Origin of the sequence: Kribbella flavida DSM 17836, assembly GCF_000024345.1 — a bacterium.
Classification (GTDB): domain Bacteria; phylum Actinomycetota; class Actinomycetes; order Propionibacteriales; family Kribbellaceae; genus Kribbella; species Kribbella flavida.
Genome location: NC_013729.1, coordinates 5,369,752 through 5,386,444 on the forward strand (window position 1 = coordinate 5,369,752; position 16,693 = coordinate 5,386,444).

Annotated in this window: 15 protein-coding genes; 6 read left to right on the forward strand and 9 right to left on the reverse strand. The window is 70.4% G+C overall.

The window, feature by feature from the left end; translation table 11 throughout:
• The first annotated feature begins 11 nt into the window (after positions 1–11).
• Entirely contained in the window at positions 12–1,991 is a 1,980-nt protein-coding gene (locus KFLA_RS24655) for a discoidin domain-containing protein (protein ID WP_012922544.1), read from the forward strand.
• Here KFLA_RS24655 and KFLA_RS24660 read toward each other — a convergent pair.
• From KFLA_RS24660 to KFLA_RS24680, 4 genes are all read right to left on the reverse strand, one after another.
• On the reverse strand, positions 1,988–2,986 hold the full coding sequence (locus KFLA_RS24660; protein WP_012922545.1) for a tetratricopeptide repeat protein: 999 nt from the start codon (positions 2,984–2,986) through the stop codon (positions 1,988–1,990). The genes KFLA_RS24655 and KFLA_RS24660 overlap by 4 nt on opposite strands.
• A 28-nt stretch (positions 2,987–3,014) precedes the next feature.
• Positions 3,015–4,826, reverse strand: coding sequence for an NAD-binding protein (locus tag KFLA_RS24665; protein WP_012922546.1), 1,812 nt, complete (start codon positions 4,824–4,826; stop codon positions 3,015–3,017).
• Positions 4,774–6,447, reverse strand: a complete 1,674-nt coding sequence (locus KFLA_RS24670) for a coenzyme B12-dependent isobutyryl-CoA mutase large subunit (RefSeq protein ID WP_012922547.1) — start codon at positions 6,445–6,447, stop codon at positions 4,774–4,776. Before KFLA_RS24670 ends, KFLA_RS24665 begins: the two co-directional genes overlap by 53 nt.
• A 570-nt stretch (positions 6,448–7,017) precedes the next feature.
• The gene (locus KFLA_RS24680; protein ID WP_012922549.1) at positions 7,018–7,518 is read right to left on the reverse strand and encodes a MarR family winged helix-turn-helix transcriptional regulator; all 501 of its coding nucleotides are present in this window, start codon (positions 7,516–7,518) and stop codon (positions 7,018–7,020) included.
• A gap of 100 nt (positions 7,519–7,618) precedes the next feature.
• Between KFLA_RS24680 and KFLA_RS24685 the strand changes: the two genes are divergently transcribed.
• Complete coding sequence (locus KFLA_RS24685) at positions 7,619–8,365, forward strand: maleylpyruvate isomerase family mycothiol-dependent enzyme (protein WP_012922550.1); 747 nt, start codon at positions 7,619–7,621, stop codon at positions 8,363–8,365.
• Positions 8,366–8,393: 28 nt separating this feature from the next.
• On the opposite strand, the gene KFLA_RS24690 is transcribed toward KFLA_RS24685, so the two are convergent.
• Positions 8,394–8,918 (reverse strand): sugar O-acetyltransferase, encoded by a 525-nt coding sequence (locus KFLA_RS24690; protein ID WP_012922551.1) that lies wholly within the window; start codon positions 8,916–8,918, stop codon positions 8,394–8,396.
• Positions 8,919–9,009: 91 nt separating this feature from the next.
• On the opposite strand from KFLA_RS24690, the gene KFLA_RS24695 reads away from it, so the two are divergent.
• Positions 9,010–9,930: a LysR family transcriptional regulator gene (locus KFLA_RS24695; RefSeq protein WP_041289468.1), complete on the forward strand. Its 921-nt coding sequence runs from the start codon at positions 9,010–9,012 to the stop codon at positions 9,928–9,930.
• Positions 9,931–9,937: 7 nt separating this feature from the next.
• Here KFLA_RS24695 and KFLA_RS24700 read toward each other — a convergent pair whose 3' ends face one another.
• The 4 genes from KFLA_RS24700 to KFLA_RS24710 form a co-directional block, all read right to left on the reverse strand.
• Positions 9,938–10,654: a PH domain-containing protein gene (locus tag KFLA_RS24700; RefSeq protein WP_012922553.1), complete on the reverse strand. Its 717-nt coding sequence runs from the start codon at positions 10,652–10,654 to the stop codon at positions 9,938–9,940.
• 102 nt (positions 10,655–10,756) lie between these two features.
• Entirely contained in the window at positions 10,757–10,915 is a 159-nt protein-coding gene (locus KFLA_RS38450; RefSeq protein ID WP_012922554.1) for a hypothetical protein, read from the reverse strand.
• Between the two features lie 342 nt (positions 10,916–11,257).
• Positions 11,258–12,214 carry a methylmalonyl Co-A mutase-associated GTPase MeaB gene (meaB, locus tag KFLA_RS24705; RefSeq protein ID WP_012922555.1) on the reverse strand — a complete coding sequence of 319 codons (957 nt, stop codon included), beginning with the start codon at positions 12,212–12,214 and terminating at the stop codon, positions 11,258–11,260.
• Positions 12,215–12,236: 22 nt separating this feature from the next.
• Entirely contained in the window at positions 12,237–13,454 is a 1,218-nt protein-coding gene (locus tag KFLA_RS24710; RefSeq protein WP_012922556.1) for an acetyl-CoA C-acetyltransferase, read from the reverse strand.
• A gap of 125 nt (positions 13,455–13,579) precedes the next feature.
• Between KFLA_RS24710 and mce the strand changes: the two genes are divergently transcribed.
• From mce to ccrA, 3 genes are all read left to right on the forward strand, one after another.
• A complete protein-coding gene (gene mce, locus KFLA_RS24715; protein WP_012922557.1) occupies positions 13,580–14,017 on the forward strand; it encodes a methylmalonyl-CoA epimerase in 438 nt (145 codons plus the stop codon).
• Positions 14,018–14,192: 175 nt separating this feature from the next.
• Positions 14,193–15,107, forward strand: coding sequence for a sensor histidine kinase (locus KFLA_RS24720; RefSeq protein WP_012922558.1), 915 nt, complete (start codon positions 14,193–14,195; stop codon positions 15,105–15,107).
• A gap of 154 nt (positions 15,108–15,261) precedes the next feature.
• The gene (gene ccrA / locus KFLA_RS24725; protein WP_012922559.1) at positions 15,262–16,593 is read left to right on the forward strand and encodes a crotonyl-CoA carboxylase/reductase; all 1,332 of its coding nucleotides are present in this window, start codon (positions 15,262–15,264) and stop codon (positions 16,591–16,593) included.
• The last annotated feature ends 100 nt before the right edge of the window (positions 16,594–16,693 follow it).

The following is a 16,693-nucleotide window of genomic DNA, read 5'->3' on the forward strand; positions in this document are numbered from 1 at the left end:
AAGGATCTGCCATGTTGCAAGGCTTAGTTCGTGCTGCCCTCCTGCTGGCCCTGCTCGGCTTCGGCGTGGTGGCCCCGAGTGCTCCGGCACACGCGGCACCGGCCCGGATCGACAGCTATCCCCAACCCGCCATCTATCCCCGCTCGCCCGACTACGAGCTGATCGTCAACGGCCAGCGGATCGACGTCGTCGACTACCCCGGCTACGACTACGCGCACTTCTCGATGGCTGCCGGTGAGGCGACCATCTCGGTCCGCAAGCTGAACAACACCGCGATCGGCGCGTACACGATCTCGCCCCGCAAGCTCGGCCTGCGCGGCACGGTGAGCGGTCCGACCCTGACGTTCACGATCCCGAACGACGAGTACCTGATCGTCAAGCTCGACGGCCGTCCCGACCTGGTGATCGCGGCGGACCCGGCCGAGACCGACCGTCCGGCGTCGTCCGGGCCACGGATCCACAACGTGGTCACGTACGGCGCGGACGCGACCGGCCGGGCGCTGTCCACCAGCGCCGTGCAGAACGCGGTGAACGCTGCCAACGCCGCCGGCGGCGGCACCGTGTACGTCCCGGCCGGCGTCTACCTGGTCGGCAACGTGCTGCTCAAGAGCAACGTCTCCTTGTACCTCGCACCGGGTACCGTGTTCCGCTTCACCGGCAACCCCGCCGACTACACCAAGCACTGGCACAAGGACTCGCAGAATCGCGACATCACCTGGTGGATCTCGACCGAGTTCGGATCCAGCAACATCCGTGTCTTCGGCCGCGGCACGCTGGACAGCAACGGCGCCGAGGCGATCAGCCGGTTCAACTTCGCCGCCAACATCCTGGTCCCGATCGGCACCAGCAACTTCCGCTTCGACGGCCTGATCGTGCGCGAGTCCGGCGCCTGGGCGATCGTCACCGCCCGCTCGCAGAACCTCACCTTCACCAACGTCAAGATCTTCAACCGCCTCGACATGGGCGAGAACGACGGCATCGACGTGAACGAGTCGCAGAACGTCGTGGTCCGGCACGGCATCGGCATCAGCCTCGACGACCCGTGGACGACCAAGGCCTGGCGCGAGGACACCGACATCGCGCTGCCCTGGCCGGGCAGTCCGCAACCGGTGGAGAACGTGCTGTTCGACGACCTGATCTCCTGGACCCGCTGCTACGGCTTCAAGATCGGGCAGGGCACGCTGCAGCCGCAGAGCAACGTGACCTTCCGCAACGGCGTCGTGTACGACGCGGCGATCGGTATCGGCATCCACCACCGGTACGGGTCGGCGGCGGTCAGCAACGTCACCTTCGACTCGATCGACGTCGAGCGGATCGGCGTCAAGCTGGTCGAGGACCGGACCTGGCTACGCTTCATCATCGAGAACCCGGGTCTCGGCGCCGGCCCGGTGCGCAACGTGACCGTCAGCAACGTCACCGTGCGGGACAAGGGCACCACGTTCGCGGTGCTCAAGGGTCTTGACCCGTCGGCGAACTTCAGCAACGTGCGGTTCGACCGGGTCACGATGCCCGGCGCCACCTCCCCGGCCACCACCCTGACCGCGATGAACATCCTCGACCGCGCGAACTACCACAACGTCTCGATCGCGCCCCAGCAGGATCCCGAACCGCAGCCCCGCCCGAATCTCGCGCTCGGCAAGGCCGCGACCGCGTCCAGCGGCCAGGCGATCGCCCCACTCGCCGTCGACGGCGACGTCTCCACCCGCTGGGGTTCTGACCGCAGCGACGATCAGTGGTTCCAGGTCGATCTCGGCACGCCGACCCCGGTCAGCGGCGTCACAATGCTCTGGGAGGCGGCGTATGCCCGGGCCTATGCCCTTCAGCTCTCCGACGACGGCGTGACCTGGCGCGAGGTGCACTCCACGAACAACGGGACGGGTGGTGTCGAGGCCGTTGACTTCAGCCCCGCCACCACCCGCTATGTCCGGCTACGCGGTATCCAGCGCGCCACACAGTACGGCTACTCGCTCTGGGAGTTCCAGGTGCACTAGAAGAGCGCGGTCATCAGCTGCCGGCGGGCCTTGATCACCCGCTCGTCGTCGCCGCCGACGACCTCGAACAGCTCCAGCAGGTGCAGGCGCACCGTGTTGCGCTCGTCGCCGGCGGTGGACTGGATGGTCCGGATCAGCCGTGCGAACGCGTCCTCGACGTGACCACCCATCAGGTCGACGTCGGCGACCAGCAGCTGTGCCTCGATGTCGGTCGGGTTGTCGGCCGCGCGGGTCCGCACCTCGGCCGGCACGTCCCGGGTCCGCTTCACCAGCTGGACCCGGGCCAGTCCGGCCTTGGCCTCGGCATCGTTCGGGGTCTCCTTGAGCAACGTCTCGTACGCCGTGATCGCGCCGTCCAGGTCACCGGCGGCCACCGCGTTCTCGGCCGCCTCGTACCGCGGGTCGAGCGCGGGCTCGGCCTGCTCGGCGGGAGCGGCCGGGCCGACCGGCTCGGCGCGGCCGGTGATGCCGTTGGCCACCGCAACCGTGAGCAGCTGGTCGAGGTACTGCCGGGCCTCGGGCTCACCGAGCGCGCCCTGGAACAGCGGGACCACTTGGCCGCGCAGGACGGCGATGACCAGCGGGATGCTCTGCACGCCGACCGCCTGGGCCAGCTGCGGGTTCGCGTCGACGTCGATCCGGGCCAGCAGGAACTTGCCGCCGTACTCCGTCGTCAGCCGGGCCAGCACCGGGCCGAGCGCCACCGAGGCCTCCGACCGCGGCGACCAGAACTCGACGACCACCGGGTGCTGGACGGACCGCTCGATGACGTCGGTCTGGAAGCTCTGCTCGGACACGGTCAGCACGTACGGGCCGGTGACACCACCGCCACCCGGACCACCAGGTCCGCCACCCGGTCCGCCGGCGCCGGGACCGCCCGGACCGCCGGGGCGGGCGGGTGCACCGGGCCCACCCGGGCCGCCAGGACGCGCGGGCGGCTGCCGCAGGGACGAAAGGTCGATCGCTCCAGGTCGGGAGAAGTTCGGCTGGCTCACCGCTGCCCTCCGGTCACTACATCTCGGTTCATGGTCCTATCCTCTCCGACCGCCCCGGCCGGTGTGGCGCGCGGGTCGCCAGCAGCAGCCTGGCGAGCCCGCTCCGGGTGCCCGCCACCGCGATCTTGGTGCCCGCGACCAGGGTCTGCTGGAACGGCGGCGACCAGTCCCAGCCGGTGCCGGTCTGGCAGGCCAGCACCCGCAGACCGCCGGCTTCGTCCAGCTCGCCGAGCCGGCGGCCGACGGCGACGGAGTCCCGCTCGACGGTGACCTCGGTCAGCAGCAGCACGCGCCGACCGGCCGGCACGGTGGCCTGGGTGCGCCGGTTCGCCACCGCCGCCGCGATCGCGGGCGCGACCAGCATCGACACCGACCGGCTGTGGCCGAGTCCGAGCATGCGCTCGACCTTGTGCGCCAGGTCGTGGTCGAACATCCGCATCGTGATCCGGGCGTCGGGGTTCAGGTCCCGGACCACCATCGCGGTCTCCAGGTTGGTGATGTCGCCGTTGGTGATCGCGAGCACTGCCTGGGCCCGTGGCGCGCCGGCCAGCCGCAGCGTCTCCTCCTGGCTGCTGTCGCCCATCACGAGCGGGATCCGCAGCCGGTGCGCGGTCTGCACGCCGGGCGCCTCCTCGTCGTGCTCGACCCCGACCACGGCGACACCGCGCTCGGCCAGGATCTCCAGCACCCGCGCACCGACCGTGCCGAGCCCGCAGACGATGACATGGTTGCGCGGCCGGCCCCGGACGCCGCCGATCACCCGGGACAGCCGTGCCCCGATCAGCGAGTCGACGATCACCGCGGTCAGCAGCGCGACCAGCACGATCCCGGTCAGCTGGACCACCACCGCCGCGACCTTCGCCCACGGCTGTGCGTTCGCGAAGACGTCGTCCTCGATCCCGGCCGAGGTGACCGCGCCCATCACCAGGTACAGCGCGCGCAGCCACTCCACCCCGGCGATCCAGTGCGTCAGCGCCGTCCCGATGACGACGAGCAGCGCCATCACCGCGGCGATCACCCGGACCCGGCGGTCCAGCACGTCCCGGGTCGCCATCACCCAGCCGGTACGCCGGACGTCCCGCTTCCGCCGCAGATGCCGTACGCCGGTGCCGAGCACGATGTCCCCGGCCGGGTCCGCACTGGACAGCGGCAGCAACTCCGGCGTCGCCGACGAGGTGGTGTCGGCCAGCACCGTCACCTTCTCGCGGATCAGCTCGGCCGGTCCGGCCACCATCCGGCGCCCGCCCAGCTCCAGCCAGGTCAGCTCGTCGTCCTCCAGCGCGTCCGCCACGAACGCGGGCGCGGCCAGCGACGGCCCGGAGATCACCACGCAGTCGCCGAGCAACTGGTGCAGCTGGGCGCCGATGCGCGGGTTGACCATCTGCACGACGATGCGCAGGTTCTCGTCCATGTCGCGGGCGGTCAGCGCGGTGTGCACGTTGTGCACGTCGTCCGCGTCCAGCAGCACCAGGGCCCGCGCGGTCGACGGCTTCTTGCCGTCGGTGTCGATGCCGGCCCGGCGCAGTACCGACTCCCGGACCACCCGCACGCCCATCACCTGAGCGCCGAGCTCGGCGATCCGCTCGATGTGCCGCGACGCCGGGTTGACGATCGCGGTGACCTCCTCGCCGGAGCTCACCAGCTCGGTGACCACCCGCAGCATGGTGCGGTCGGAGCCGCAGACGACCACGCCCCGGCTGTCCGGAGTCGGGGTGGCCTGCCGCTCCGCCTGCGCACCACGGCCCCGGCGCCTGCCGGTGGACGACGCCGGGACCTCGGGAACGGCCTCAGAAGCGGGCGGGCTCTCGGTACTCGCCCCACTCGTCCCGAAGAACGTCACAGATTTCACCCATGGTCGCCTCCGCACGCGCCGCCTCCAGCATGGGCTCGATCAAGCTGCCGGTCCCCCTGGCCGCCTCGACCAGCGCGGTTAGCGTACGACGCACCTGGGCCTCGTCGCGTTGCGCCTTGCGCGCCGCGAGAGCCCGGCACTGCTCGATCTCGACCTCGTGGCTGACCCGGAGGATCTCCAGCTCGCCGGCGACGGTGTCGGTCAGCGTGTTCACGCCGACGATCTTCTTCTCGCCCTTCTCCAGCTTCTGCTGGTACTCGAACGCGGCGTCGGCGATCTCGGCCATGAACCAGCCGTCCTCGATGCCGCGCAGGATGCCGCCGGTCATCGTGCCGTCCGGGCTCATCTCGCGGATCCGGGTGAAGATTTCCTCGGCCTGCTGCTCCAGCTGGTCGGTCAGCGCCTCGACGTACCAGGAACCGCCGAGCGGGTCCGCGACGTTGGTGACGCCGATCTCCTCCATCAGCACCGACTGGGTCCGCAGCGCGATCTCGGCGGACTCGTCGGTCGGCAGCGCGAGCGTCTCGTCGAGCGCGTTGGTGTGCAGCGAGTTGGTGCCGCCGAGCACCGCGGCCAGCGCCTCGACCGCGGTCCGGACCACGTTGTTCACCGGCTGCTGCGCGGTCAGCGAGACCCCGGCGGTCTGGGTGTGGAACCGCAGCCACTGCGCCTTGTCGGTCTTCGCGCCGTACACGTCCCGCAGCCAGCGGGCCCAGATCCGGCGGGCGGCGCGGAACTTGGCGATCTCCTCGAAGAAGTCCAGGTGGCTGTCGAAGAAGAACGACAGCCCGGGCGCGAACACGTCGACGTCCAGCCCGCGGCTCAGCCCCAGCTCGACGTACCCGAAGCCGTCGGCCAGCGTGAAGGCGAGCTCCTGCGCGGCCGTCGACCCGGCTTCACGGATGTGGTAGCCGGAGACGCTCAGCGGCTTGTACGCCGGGATGTTCGCCGCGCAGTACTCCATCAGGTCGCCGATCAGCCGCAGGTGCGGTTCCGGCGGGAACAGCCACTCCTTCTGAGCGATGTACTCCTTGAAGATGTCGGTCTGCAGGGTGCCGTTGAGCTTGGTGATGTCCGCGCCCTGCCGCTCGGCGGCCACCAGGTACATCACGAAGGCCGGCACCGCGGGCCCGGAGATCGTCATCGAGGTGGTGACGTCCTGCAGCGGGATGTCCTTGAACAGCCGGTCCATGTCGGCCGCGGAGTCGATCGCCACGCCGCAGTGCCCGACCTCGCCGAGCGCCTTGGGATCGTCGGAGTCGCGGCCCATCAGGGTCGGCATGTCGAAGGCGACCGACAAGCCGCCGCCCCCACCGTTCAGGATCATCTTGTACCGCGCGTTGGTGTCCTCGGCGTTGCCGAAGCCGGCGAACTGGCGGATCGTCCAGGTCCGGCCGCGGTACCCGGTCGGGTAGAGCCCGCGGGTGAACGGGAACTCGCCCGGCCAGCCGATCCGCTCCATCCGGGGGTCGTCGACCCCCTCCGGCGGACCGTAGACCGGTGCCACCTCGGTGCCCGACAGGGTGGTGAAGTCCGCCTCCCGCCGGCGCGAGGCGTCGTACCGCTGCTGCCACCGGCGCTGGCCGGCCGCGATCTGCTCGGCGTCCATCGATCAGCCCTCCTAGGAAACTGCCCCCAAAGTACTAGGACGTCCAACTATTTCCTAGTCCTGATCCCCCTTCCCCCCCCGCACGCCGCCCGCCTGATCCCCTCCGCGCCCCCTCGCACGCCGAACTCCCCGATCCCCCCGGCGACCTTGAGCACGCCCCAGCCACTCCCGGCGACCGCAGACGACTGCCCGGTGCTCAAAGTCGCCCTCCGCCCCCAGCCGTCCACCTTGAGCACGCCCCAGCCGTCTGCCTCGGCGCGCGACGACTGCCCGGTGCTCAAAGTCGCCCTCCGCCCCAGCCGTCCACCTTGAGCACGGCCCAGCCGTCTGCCTCGGCGCGCGACAACTGCCCGGTGCTCAAAGTCGCCCTCCGCCCCAGCCGTCCACCTCGAGCACGGCCCAGCCGTCTGCCTCGGCGCGCGACGACTGCCCGGTGCTCAAAGTCGGGCTGCCGTGGAGGTTGCGGCGACTTTGAGCGCGGGGCAGCCGTTTTCGGCGGGTGGGGGTGGCTGGGTGGTGCTCAAGGTCGGGTCCGGCGGGTCGGCGGACGGGAACGGGACCGGGGCGCGGCTAGAAGTCGCCGGCGTTGTGGCGGAGGGGTTCCAGCACCGACCAGAGGACCTTCAGCTGCTCGTCGGTGAGACCGCGCAGGGCGAAGTCGGCGGCGACCAGGTCGGCGGTCGCGCGCTCGACCAGTTCGCGACCCTCAGGAGTGATCGCGCAGAGCACCGCTCGGCCGTCGTCCGGGTGCGGGGTCCGGGTGACGAGGCCGGCGGCTTCCAGCCGGCGGACGATCGAGGTGACCGACGTCGGGTGGACCTGGAGCCGCTCCCCCATCTTGCCCAGCGGGAGCGAGCCGCGCCGGGAGAAGGTCAGCAGGACCAGCGCCTCGAACCGGGCGAAGCTCAGGTTGTGCTTGCGCAGGATGTCGTCCAGTTCTCCGATCACGATCTGCTGGGCCCGCATCAGGGAGGTGACGGCGCGCATCTGCTCGACCGCGCCCCAGCGCCGCGCCCACTGCCGCGATGCCTCGTCGATCGGGTCGAACGGCAACGGTCTCTTCCTCGCCATGCCGGAAGGTTAACCGCCGCGACCGCCCGCACGGCTGACCTGACGACCCGGCGCGACCGGGCTCTGCCGAACTGTCGGTCGAAGGTGCCATGCTCGGGCCATGTCGCTACCGCCCGAACGCGCATCCTTCTACCTCGACTGCCTGCGAGCCGACTCGTCCCGCCTCGCCGAGGTCGGCCGGATCGGCCTGGCCGCCACCGTGCCGAGCTGTCCCGGCTGGACCGTCGACACGGTCCTGCGGCACACCGCGACCGTCTACCTGCACAAGATCGAGATCCTCCGCCTGGGCCGTCGGCCCGACCCGTGGCCGCCGGACCTGACCGCCCACGACACCTTCGCCCTGTACGACGAGGCGCGGGCCGGCATCGTCGAGGCGCTCGAGCAGGCCGGCACGTCGCTGGAGACCTGGACCTTCTCCCCCGACGACCACACCTCCGGCTTCTGGTTCCGCCGGATGGCGCTGGAGACCGCCGTGCACCGCATCGACGCCGAGCTGGCCCACGACATCGCCACGCCGGTCGACCAGGAGCTGGCCGTGGACGGTATCGACGAGCTGCTCGTCCTGATGCTCGGCGGTCCGTGGTGGGCGGAGGGCGACACCGAGCACCCGGTCGACGCCACCGTCCGCATCACCACCGCGGGCCGGTCCTGGACGGTCGACGCCAACGCCACCAGCGCCACGGTCACCTCCGGCACCGACGGCCCCGCCGACGCCGAGGTCTTCGGCGAGCCCACCGAGATCTTCCTGTGGCTCTGGGGCCGCCTGGACCAGCAGCTGGTGCAGACCGCGGGCGACGACGCGGTGGTCACGGCCTTCCGCGCCCGGGTGGCGGAGTGCACCACCTGACCGACCGGCAGGGCGTGATCACCACGCCCTAGTAGAGGTCACGAACGACGCGCGCCGGTGAACCGGCCACCAGCGCTCCCGGCGGTACGTCGCGGGTGACCACCGCGCCGGCACCCACGACGGCGTCCGCGCCGACCGTCACCCCCTGCAGGATGATCGCCGAGGCGCCGATCCAGACGTTGCGCTCGACCCGGATCGGTGCCGCGGTGATGCCCGAACGCCGCTGCGCGGGCGCGACCGGGTGGCCGGAACTGATCAGGCTGACGTTCGGCCCCAGCATCACCTGGTCGCCGATCTCGATGCCGCCGAAATCGTTGAACCGGCAGCCCTGGTTGACGAACACATCGCGGCCGACCCGGACGTTGATGCCGTAGTCGGAGTAGACGGGCGGAATCAGGCGGAAGGTCTCGTCGACCGGGCGGCCGATGAGCTCGCTCCATGTCGCCCGGATCGCGGGCTGGTCGTCGTACGGAAGGGTGTTGAGCTGCTCGGTCAGCCGGATCGCGCGCGCGACGCGCTCCCGGAAGTCCGGCGGCACTGTCAGGGTGGTCATCTCCGCAGCCAATCAATCGGGCGATCGGCGGCGCAAACAACCGGGCCGGCAGCGCGCCACAACGTCTGGTTGTTCACCTACAGTTCTGCCCGTGGAGCTCGAGGCCGTGCGGACGTTCGTGGCGGCAGCCGAAGCAGGCCAGTTCCAGGCCGCGGCCGACGAGCTCGGGGTGACCCAGCAGGCCGTCTCGAAGCGCATTGCGGCGTTGGAGCGCCAGCTCGGCGTTCTGCTGTTCGCGCGATCGCCGCGCGGCGCCCAGTTGAGCATCGACGGGCAGGCGTTCCTGCCGCCCGCGCGTGAACTGCTGCGCGCCGCCGAACGCGCGGAAGCGTCGGTCCTGGCCGGCCGGCGCCCGCTGCGGATCGACGTCCTGAACCGCCGGACCGCACCGGCGACGGCCCTGCACGCCTTCCACCAGTCGCATCCCGGCGTCGAGCTCGACGTGGTCACCTTGCCCGACGCGTCCGCCGGCACCGCCGTGGCAGCCGTGGCCAACGGCACGATCGACGCCACCTTCCGGGCGGTTTGGGACCGGCGCCAGATCGTCCCGCCGGTACGCGCGGCGCGCGTGATCGACGATCCGCACCAGTTGCTCGTCGGCCCCCGGCACCCGCTGGCTTCAGCCGATCAGCTCACGCTCGCCGACCTCGCGCCGTACCGGATCTGGATGCCCGGCCTGCGTTCCGACACCGAGTGGGGCACGTACTACGACCAGCTCGCGGCGGCGTTCTCCCTCGCCATCGACACCGCCGGCCCGAGCTTCGGCGTCGAGGTCCTGCTCGACGAACTCGCCACCTCCGCCGACCGCGCCACCTTCGTCGGCGAGGGCACGCGCTACCTCTGGCCCGAGGCGTACGACCTCCGCCGCCTCCAGGTCGTCGACCCGACCCCGGTCTACCCCCACTCGATCATCTGGCGCGAGGACAACCCCCACCCCGGCTTGGCGGCGTTCCTCGACCATCTGCACACCGCCCGCGCCGGCGCGGTGGGACGCGAGATCTGGGTGCCGTAGGGCGGACTCAGTCCTCGCGGTCCTGGTCGGTCCAGTTGGCGCGTTCGCTGTTGAAGATGGACTTGGAGCTGCTGCTCGCCACCCGGGTGGCGGCGGGGACCTGCCGGGGGACCGTGGTGGTGACGTCCTGGGAGCTGTCCATCCCGATCGGGCCGGTGCCGTCGTCGTCGGTGTCGTCGTCGTCGCCTTGCACGACGTCGACGCTGGCGGAGGCGCGCAGGCCGGTGCGCTGGATGACGCGCTGGATGGTCAGGTCACGGTCGTCGGGCCGGCTGACGAACCTGATCTCACGGAAACCCTGGTCCTGCGCGGCGGACTCGAAGACGAAGTGCCCGTAACCGAAGAACCGGCCGACGATCGGCTTCTGCAGGGTGATGTCGAGGATTCGGGCGATCGGCGTGGTCGCGACGGTCTGGGAGAACACGCCCCGGATCCGCATCACCCGCATGTTGGTGACCACGAACCGGTCCCGGTGCTCGCTGAGGAACCGCCAGAAAGCGTGCCCGAGCAGCACCAGCACGATCACCAGCACCACCCCGGCGCCGGTCATCGGCATCCACAGCATCGTGATCAGCAAACCCGTCGCCAGGGCCACCTCGAGCATCGGCAACGCGAACACCACCCAGTGGTGCCGCACCTCGTCGATGACGACTTCGCCTTCGTCCGAGATGAGATGGCGCCGGACCTTCGGGTCGAAGATCCGGAACAGGCCTATTCCGGCCATCCACTCACTCCCCTGTCCACCCCGCTGTCGGCCGTTCGGCCACGATCTCTACAGGTCAAGTGTCCCGCACGATCGCTCGTGACGGGACACTCGACGCCAAGATCAGTTGAACAGGGCGGACAGGAACGTGATCACGCTCCCGAACGCATCACCGACGGCCGAGAACGCACCTCCTACGGCGTCCGCAGCACCCACCGGCTGGGTGAACAGGTAGAACGCCGCAAAGGCGATGACCAGCCAGATCAGCAGCTTCTTCGGCATGTCACCACTCCTCGTTCGCAACCAACTCGGTCGACTGCGTTTCTATCACGGATAGTTACCATCTGTCACTGCCTGAACACAGTCCATCGCCAATGCCCATCGCGACAAGATCCATTCTGTAACGGATCGGGGGGCATGGCAGCCACCGGCGCGCCGCCATGAGACGCACGTCGCTCGCGGACGGCTTCGCCGGGTGATCTGCCCGTCTTCGGACCTATTCAACCATGGATGTGACACAGCGTGTTCATCTGTCGCAGGCAAACGCTCGATCCAGCGCACAGCGCGACCACCACCGACCGCCTCGAGCCCGAACCGCCGGCCGGAGCCCCGAGGCGGCACCCGTCAGAGCGCCGCGATCAGCTCGTCGGCCGCGGCGTACGGGTCGGTCGCACCGGTCGCCACCTTGGCCGCCAGCACGTCCAGCCGCGCGTCGCCGTGCAGGTGCGCGAACCGGGACCGCAGCGCGGTCATCGCGATCGCCTCGATCTCGTCCCGGGCCCGGCTCCGGCGCCGGTCCGCCAGCACACCCGAGCCGCGCATCCAGACCAGCCGGTCCTCGATCGCCGCGACCACCTCGTCCACCCCTTCGTTGCGGCTGGCAACGGTTTTGAGGATCGGCGGCCGCCAGTCGTCCGGCTCACGCTCGGCCAGTGCGAGCATCGCCCGCAGGTCGCGGGTGACGTTCTGGGCGCCGTCGCGATCGGCCTTGTTCACCACGTAGATGTCGCCGACCTCGAGAATGCCCGCCTTGGCCGCCTGGATCCCGTCCCCCATGCCCGGCGCCAGCAGCACCAGCGTGGTGTCGGCCATCCCGGCGATCTCCACCTCGGACTGCCCGACCCCGACGGTCTCCACCAGCACGACGTCGAAGCCGGCCGCGTCGAGCACCCGCAGGGCCTGCGGTGTCGTCCAGGCCAGTCCGCCGAGGTGCCCGCGCGACGCCATCGACCGGATGAACACCCCGGCGTCGGTCGCGTGGTCCTGCATCCGCACCCGGTCGCCCAGCAACGCGCCGCCGGAGAACGGCGAGGACGGATCCACCGCCAGGACGCCGACCCGCTTGCCGGTCGCCCGGTACGCCGAGACCAGCGCCGAGGTGGACGTCGACTTGCCCACCCCGGGCGATCCGGTGATGCCGACGATGTGCGCCTGGCCCGCGTGCGGCGCGAGCGCGGCCATCACCTCTCGCAGCAGCGGCGACTCGTCCTCGACCAGCGAGATCAGCCGGGCGACGGACCGGGAGTCGCCTTCCCGGGCCCGTTCGACGAGTTCGGCGACCGGTGCGGTACGTCGTGACATCAGGTCAGTATCGGCTCGGCCGTCAGCTCCTGACCGGAACCCGGAGGATCAGCGCGTCGCCCTGACCGCCGCCACCGCAGAGCGCGGCCACACCGGTGCCACCGCCGCGGCGCTGCAGCTCGAGCGCCAGGTGCAGCACGAGCCGGGCGCCGGACATACCGATCGGGTGGCCGAGCGCGATCGCGCCGCCGTTCACGTTGACCTTGTCGAGGTCGAGGTTCAACTCACGGGCGCTGGCGATACCGACCGCGGCGAACGCCTCGTTGATCTCGATCAGGTCGAGCGCGGCCGGGTCGACACCCTCCTTCGAGCAGGCCTTGACGATCGCCTTCGCCGGCTGACTCTGCAGGGACGAGTCCGGCCCGGCCACCGAGCCGTGCGCGCCGATCTCGGCGATCCAGCTGAGCCCGAGCTCCTCGGCCTTCGCCTTGCTCATCACGACGACCGCGCAGCCGCCGTCGGAGATCTGCGACGCCGAGCCCGCGGTGATCGTGCCGTCCTTGCCGAACGCCGGCCGCAGCTTGGCCAGCGACTCCACCGTGGTGTCGCCACGCACGCCTTCGTCGGTGTCCACGACCAGCGGGTCGCCCTTGCGCTGCGGCACCTCGACCGGAACCACCTCGTCGGTGAACACACCGTTCTTCCAGCTCTCCGCGGCGAGCTGGTGCGACCGCGCGCTGAACTGGTCCTGCTCCTCGCGGGTGAGCTCGAGGTTCTCGGTGTTGTGCTGCTCGGTGAGCGAGCCCATCGCCTGGTCGGTGAAGGCGTCCCAGAGGCCGTCGTAGGCCATCGAGTCGACCAGCGTGGTGTCGCCGTACTTGAAGCCCTCGCGCGACTTCGGCAGCAGGTGCGGCGCGTTCGTCATCGACTCCATGCCGCCGGCCACCACCACGTCGTACTCGCCGGCCCGGATCAGCTGGGAGGCGAGCGCGATCGCGTTCAGGCCGGACAGGCAGACCTTGTTGATGGTGATCGCGGGCACGTCCATCGGGATGCCGGCCTTCACCGCGGCCTGCCGGGCGGCGATCTGGCCGGCCCCGGCCTGCAGCACCTGGCCCATGATCACGTACTCGACCTGCTCCGGCGCGACGCCGGCCTTGTCCAGCGCGCCCTTGATCGCGAAGCCGCCGAGGTCGGCGCCGGTGAAGCCCTTGAGGCCACCGAGCAGCCGCCCGATCGGGGTCCGCGCGCCGGCGACGATGACGGTTTCGAGCTGCGAGCTGCGGGTGGAGTCAGACATGCGTTCACGATACCTGCGGCGGCACTGGTACGCCGCTGTCGATCCGGTCACACCGAGTCGGCCGCCGGTGTCGTTTCGGCCACACTCGTTGGCTTTCCGGCCGCTCGCTGGGCCACTCTGGCCAGATGGAGCACCTCACCGCCACCCAGACCCTGTTCGAGGCGATCGACCACGTCGGTGTCGCGGTCGCGGACTTCGACGAGGCCGTCCGGTTCTACGCCGAGACGTTCGGCATGACCGTGGCCCACGAGGAAGTCAACGAGGAGCAGGGCGTTCGCGAGGCGATGCTGTCGATCGGCGACTCCGGGTCGTCGATCCAGCTGCTCGCTCCCCTGTCGGACAGCTCGCCGATCGCCAAGTTCCTGGATCGCAACGGTCCCGGCATCCAGCAGCTCGCCTACCGGGTCCGCGATCTCGACGCGGTGTCCGCGACGCTGCGCGAGCGCGGCGCCCAACTGCTGTACGACGAGCCCCGCCGCGGCACCGCCGGGTCCCGGATCAACTTCATCCACCCGAAGTCGGCCGGCGGTGTGCTGGTGGAACTCGTCGAACCCGCACGCTGAACCTGCACCACTCTGCGAGCCCGGCTCCGCGCCGACCGCCCGCGCGGTCCACGCCTGCCCACCCGCCGACGCCGATGGTTGATGGGTGGTGCACGTCCGCTCACGCGCCGTGAAGTTGTCCACCACTTGACCGTCGGACGGTTACAACCGGTGAGTACAGAGCTAGTCTGGGCGCGTGCCGACCGGCAGCGCTTCCGAGTCTCCGCACCTCGCACCCGCGGGGTTCCGGCACGACGCCTTCGTCTACACCGATGACGACGACTTCGTCCGGCAGGCGGTCACGTACGTGCACGACGGCCTGGCGGCCGGCGAGACCGTGGTCGCGGTGCTGCCCGAGGTCCGCAACAGCCTGCTGCGCAAGGAGCTGGACGGCGTCGCCGACCAGGTGGTCTTCCTGGACATGACCCAGCTCGGTCGCAACCCGGCGCGCATCATCCCGCTGTGGCGAACCCTGCTCGACCAGGCTCCCGACATCCCGCTGCGCGGTCTCGGCGAACCCGCCTACCCAGGCCGTACGCCGTCCGAGCTCGCCGAGGCGGCGCTGCACGAACTGCTGCTGGACGTGGCGTTCGAGCACACGAGCCCCTTCCACCTCCGCTGCCCGTACTCCGCTTCGCTGCCGATCCGTCCCGCCGAGGTGCATGTCTCCGCCGCCGGCCCGGCTCGCACGGCCGCCGAGCGCGTCTTCCGCACGCCGCTGGCCGCAGTACCGGCGCAGGCGCGGCAGCGGGAGTTCGGGCGAGACGACCTCACCGAGGTCCGGTACGAGGTCAACACGGCGGCCAAGGAGCTGGGCATGCCGGCCGGGCGGATCGAGGACATCGAGCTGGCGCTGCACGAGATCTGCACGAACAGCGTCCGCTTCGGCGGAGGCCAAGGCAGGCTGTCGTGGTGGACCGCTGACGGCAACCTGGTCTGCGACGTCGCCGACGGTGGCCGGATCGACGACCTGCTGGTCGGCCGGGTACTGCCGCCGGCGGACGGCCTCGGCGGCCGGGGTGTCTGGCTGGCCCACCAGCTCTGCGACCTGGTGCAGATCCGGTCCGGTGACACCGGCACCCAGGTCCGCCTGCACACCCGGCTGCGGTGACGTCGGCGGCCAGCCGCCGATAAGACCACTGCCAGCGCTGGACTGAAAAAGTGACGGTGGTCTCACCGGCCGCGAACTGTGTCTCACCGCACAGCGACCCGGGCATACTCGGCGGTAAGTTCCGCTCACCCGACCGCCGCTCTGGAGGTATGACGTGAAGCAGATCCTCGACGCGATCCTCGCCGGTGACAACGCCACCCTCGGGGGGCTCGACGTTCCCGACCACTACCGCGGCATCACCGTGCACGCCGACGAGACCGCGATGTTCGAGGGGCTCGAGACCAAGGAGAAGGACCCGCGCAAGAGCCTGCACCTGGACGACGTCCCGACGCCGGAGCTCGGCCCGGGCGAGGCGCTGGTGGCGGTGATGGCCAGTGCGATCAACTACAACACCGTCTGGACCTCGATCTTCGAGCCGGTCTCGACGTTCTCCTTCCTCAAGCGGTACGGCAAGCTTTCCCCGCTGACCGCCCGGCACGACCTGCCGTACCACGTGGTCGGCTCCGACCTGGCCGGTGTCGTGCTGCGCACCGGCCCCGGTGTGAACGCGTGGAAGCCCGGCGACGAGGTCGTCGCGCACTGTCTGTCGGTCGAGCTGGAGTCTCCCGACGGCCACAACGACACGATGCTCGACTCCGAGCAGCGCATCTGGGGCTTCGAGACCAACTTCGGCGGCCTGGCCGAGCTCGCTCTGGTCAAGTCCAACCAGCTGATGCCGAAGCCGGCCCACCTGACCTGGGAAGAGGCCGCGAGTCCCGGGCTGGTGAACAGTACGGCGTACCGGCAGCTCGTCTCGGCCAACGGCGCCAACCTGAAGCAGGGTGACGTGGTGCTGATCTGGGGCGCGTCGGGGGGCCTCGGCTCGTACGCGACCCAGTTCGCGCTCAACGGCGGCGCGGTGCCGGTCTGCGTGGTCTCGTCGCCGGAGAAGGCCGAGATCTGCCGCGCGATGGGCGCCGAGCTGATCATCGACCGCTCGGCGGAGGACTACCGGTTCTGGCGCGACGAGCAGACCCAGGACCCCACGGAGTGGAAGCGGCTCGGCGCGAAGATCCGCGAACTGACCGGCGGCGACGACCCCGACATCGTGTTCGAGCACCCCGGCCGGGAGACCTTCGGGGCGTCGGTCTACGTCGCCCGCCGCGGCGGCACGATCGTCACCTGCGCGTCGACGTCGGGCTTCCTGCACGAGTACGACAACCGGTACCTGTGGATGAACCTCAAGCGGATCGTCGGGTCGCACTTCGCCAACTACCGCGAGGCGTGGGAGGCCAACCGGCTGATCGCGAAGGGCATGGTGCACCCGACGGTGAGCCGGGTGTACCCGCTGGAGGAGACCGGCCAGGCGGCGTACGACGTGCACCGCAACCTGCACCAGGGCAAGGTCGGGGTGCTGACGCTGGCGCCGGCCGAAGGACTGGGCGTGCGGGACGAGGAGCTGCGCGCGAAGCACCTGGACCGGATCAACCGGTTCCGCGACCGGTAGGCCGGCCTGCCTCGGGCTGGTCGGTGCCTTCGGCACGGATCGGCCCGGGGGTCGTCGTCTCCAGCACCCCATTAGGTGCCCAGGCCCCCTCTCTGACAGG

Coding starts and splice junctions, on each gene's coding strand:
- KFLA_RS24670 (WP_012922547.1), bottom strand. CDS start 6,447: ATGGACGCCGAGCAGATCGCGGCCGGCCAGCGCCGGTGGCAGCAGCGG.
- KFLA_RS38450 (WP_012922554.1), bottom strand. CDS start 10,915: ATGCCGAAGAAGCTGCTGATCTGGCTGGTCATCGCCTTTGCGGCGTTC.
- KFLA_RS24655 (WP_012922544.1), top strand. CDS start 12: ATGTTGCAAGGCTTAGTTCGTGCTGCCCTCCTGCTGGCCCTGCTCGGC.
- meaB (WP_012922555.1), bottom strand. CDS start 12,214: ATGTCACGACGTACCGCACCGGTCGCCGAACTCGTCGAACGGGCCCGG.
- KFLA_RS24680 (WP_012922549.1), bottom strand. CDS start 7,518: ATGGCGAGGAAGAGACCGTTGCCGTTCGACCCGATCGACGAGGCATCG.
- KFLA_RS24710 (WP_012922556.1), bottom strand. CDS start 13,454: ATGTCTGACTCCACCCGCAGCTCGCAGCTCGAAACCGTCATCGTCGCC.
- KFLA_RS24690 (WP_012922551.1), bottom strand. CDS start 8,918: ATGACCACCCTGACAGTGCCGCCGGACTTCCGGGAGCGCGTCGCGCGC.
- KFLA_RS24685 (WP_012922550.1), top strand. CDS start 7,619: ATGTCGCTACCGCCCGAACGCGCATCCTTCTACCTCGACTGCCTGCGA.
- mce (WP_012922557.1), top strand. CDS start 13,580: ATGGAGCACCTCACCGCCACCCAGACCCTGTTCGAGGCGATCGACCAC.
- KFLA_RS24700 (WP_012922553.1), bottom strand. CDS start 10,654: ATGGCCGGAATAGGCCTGTTCCGGATCTTCGACCCGAAGGTCCGGCGC.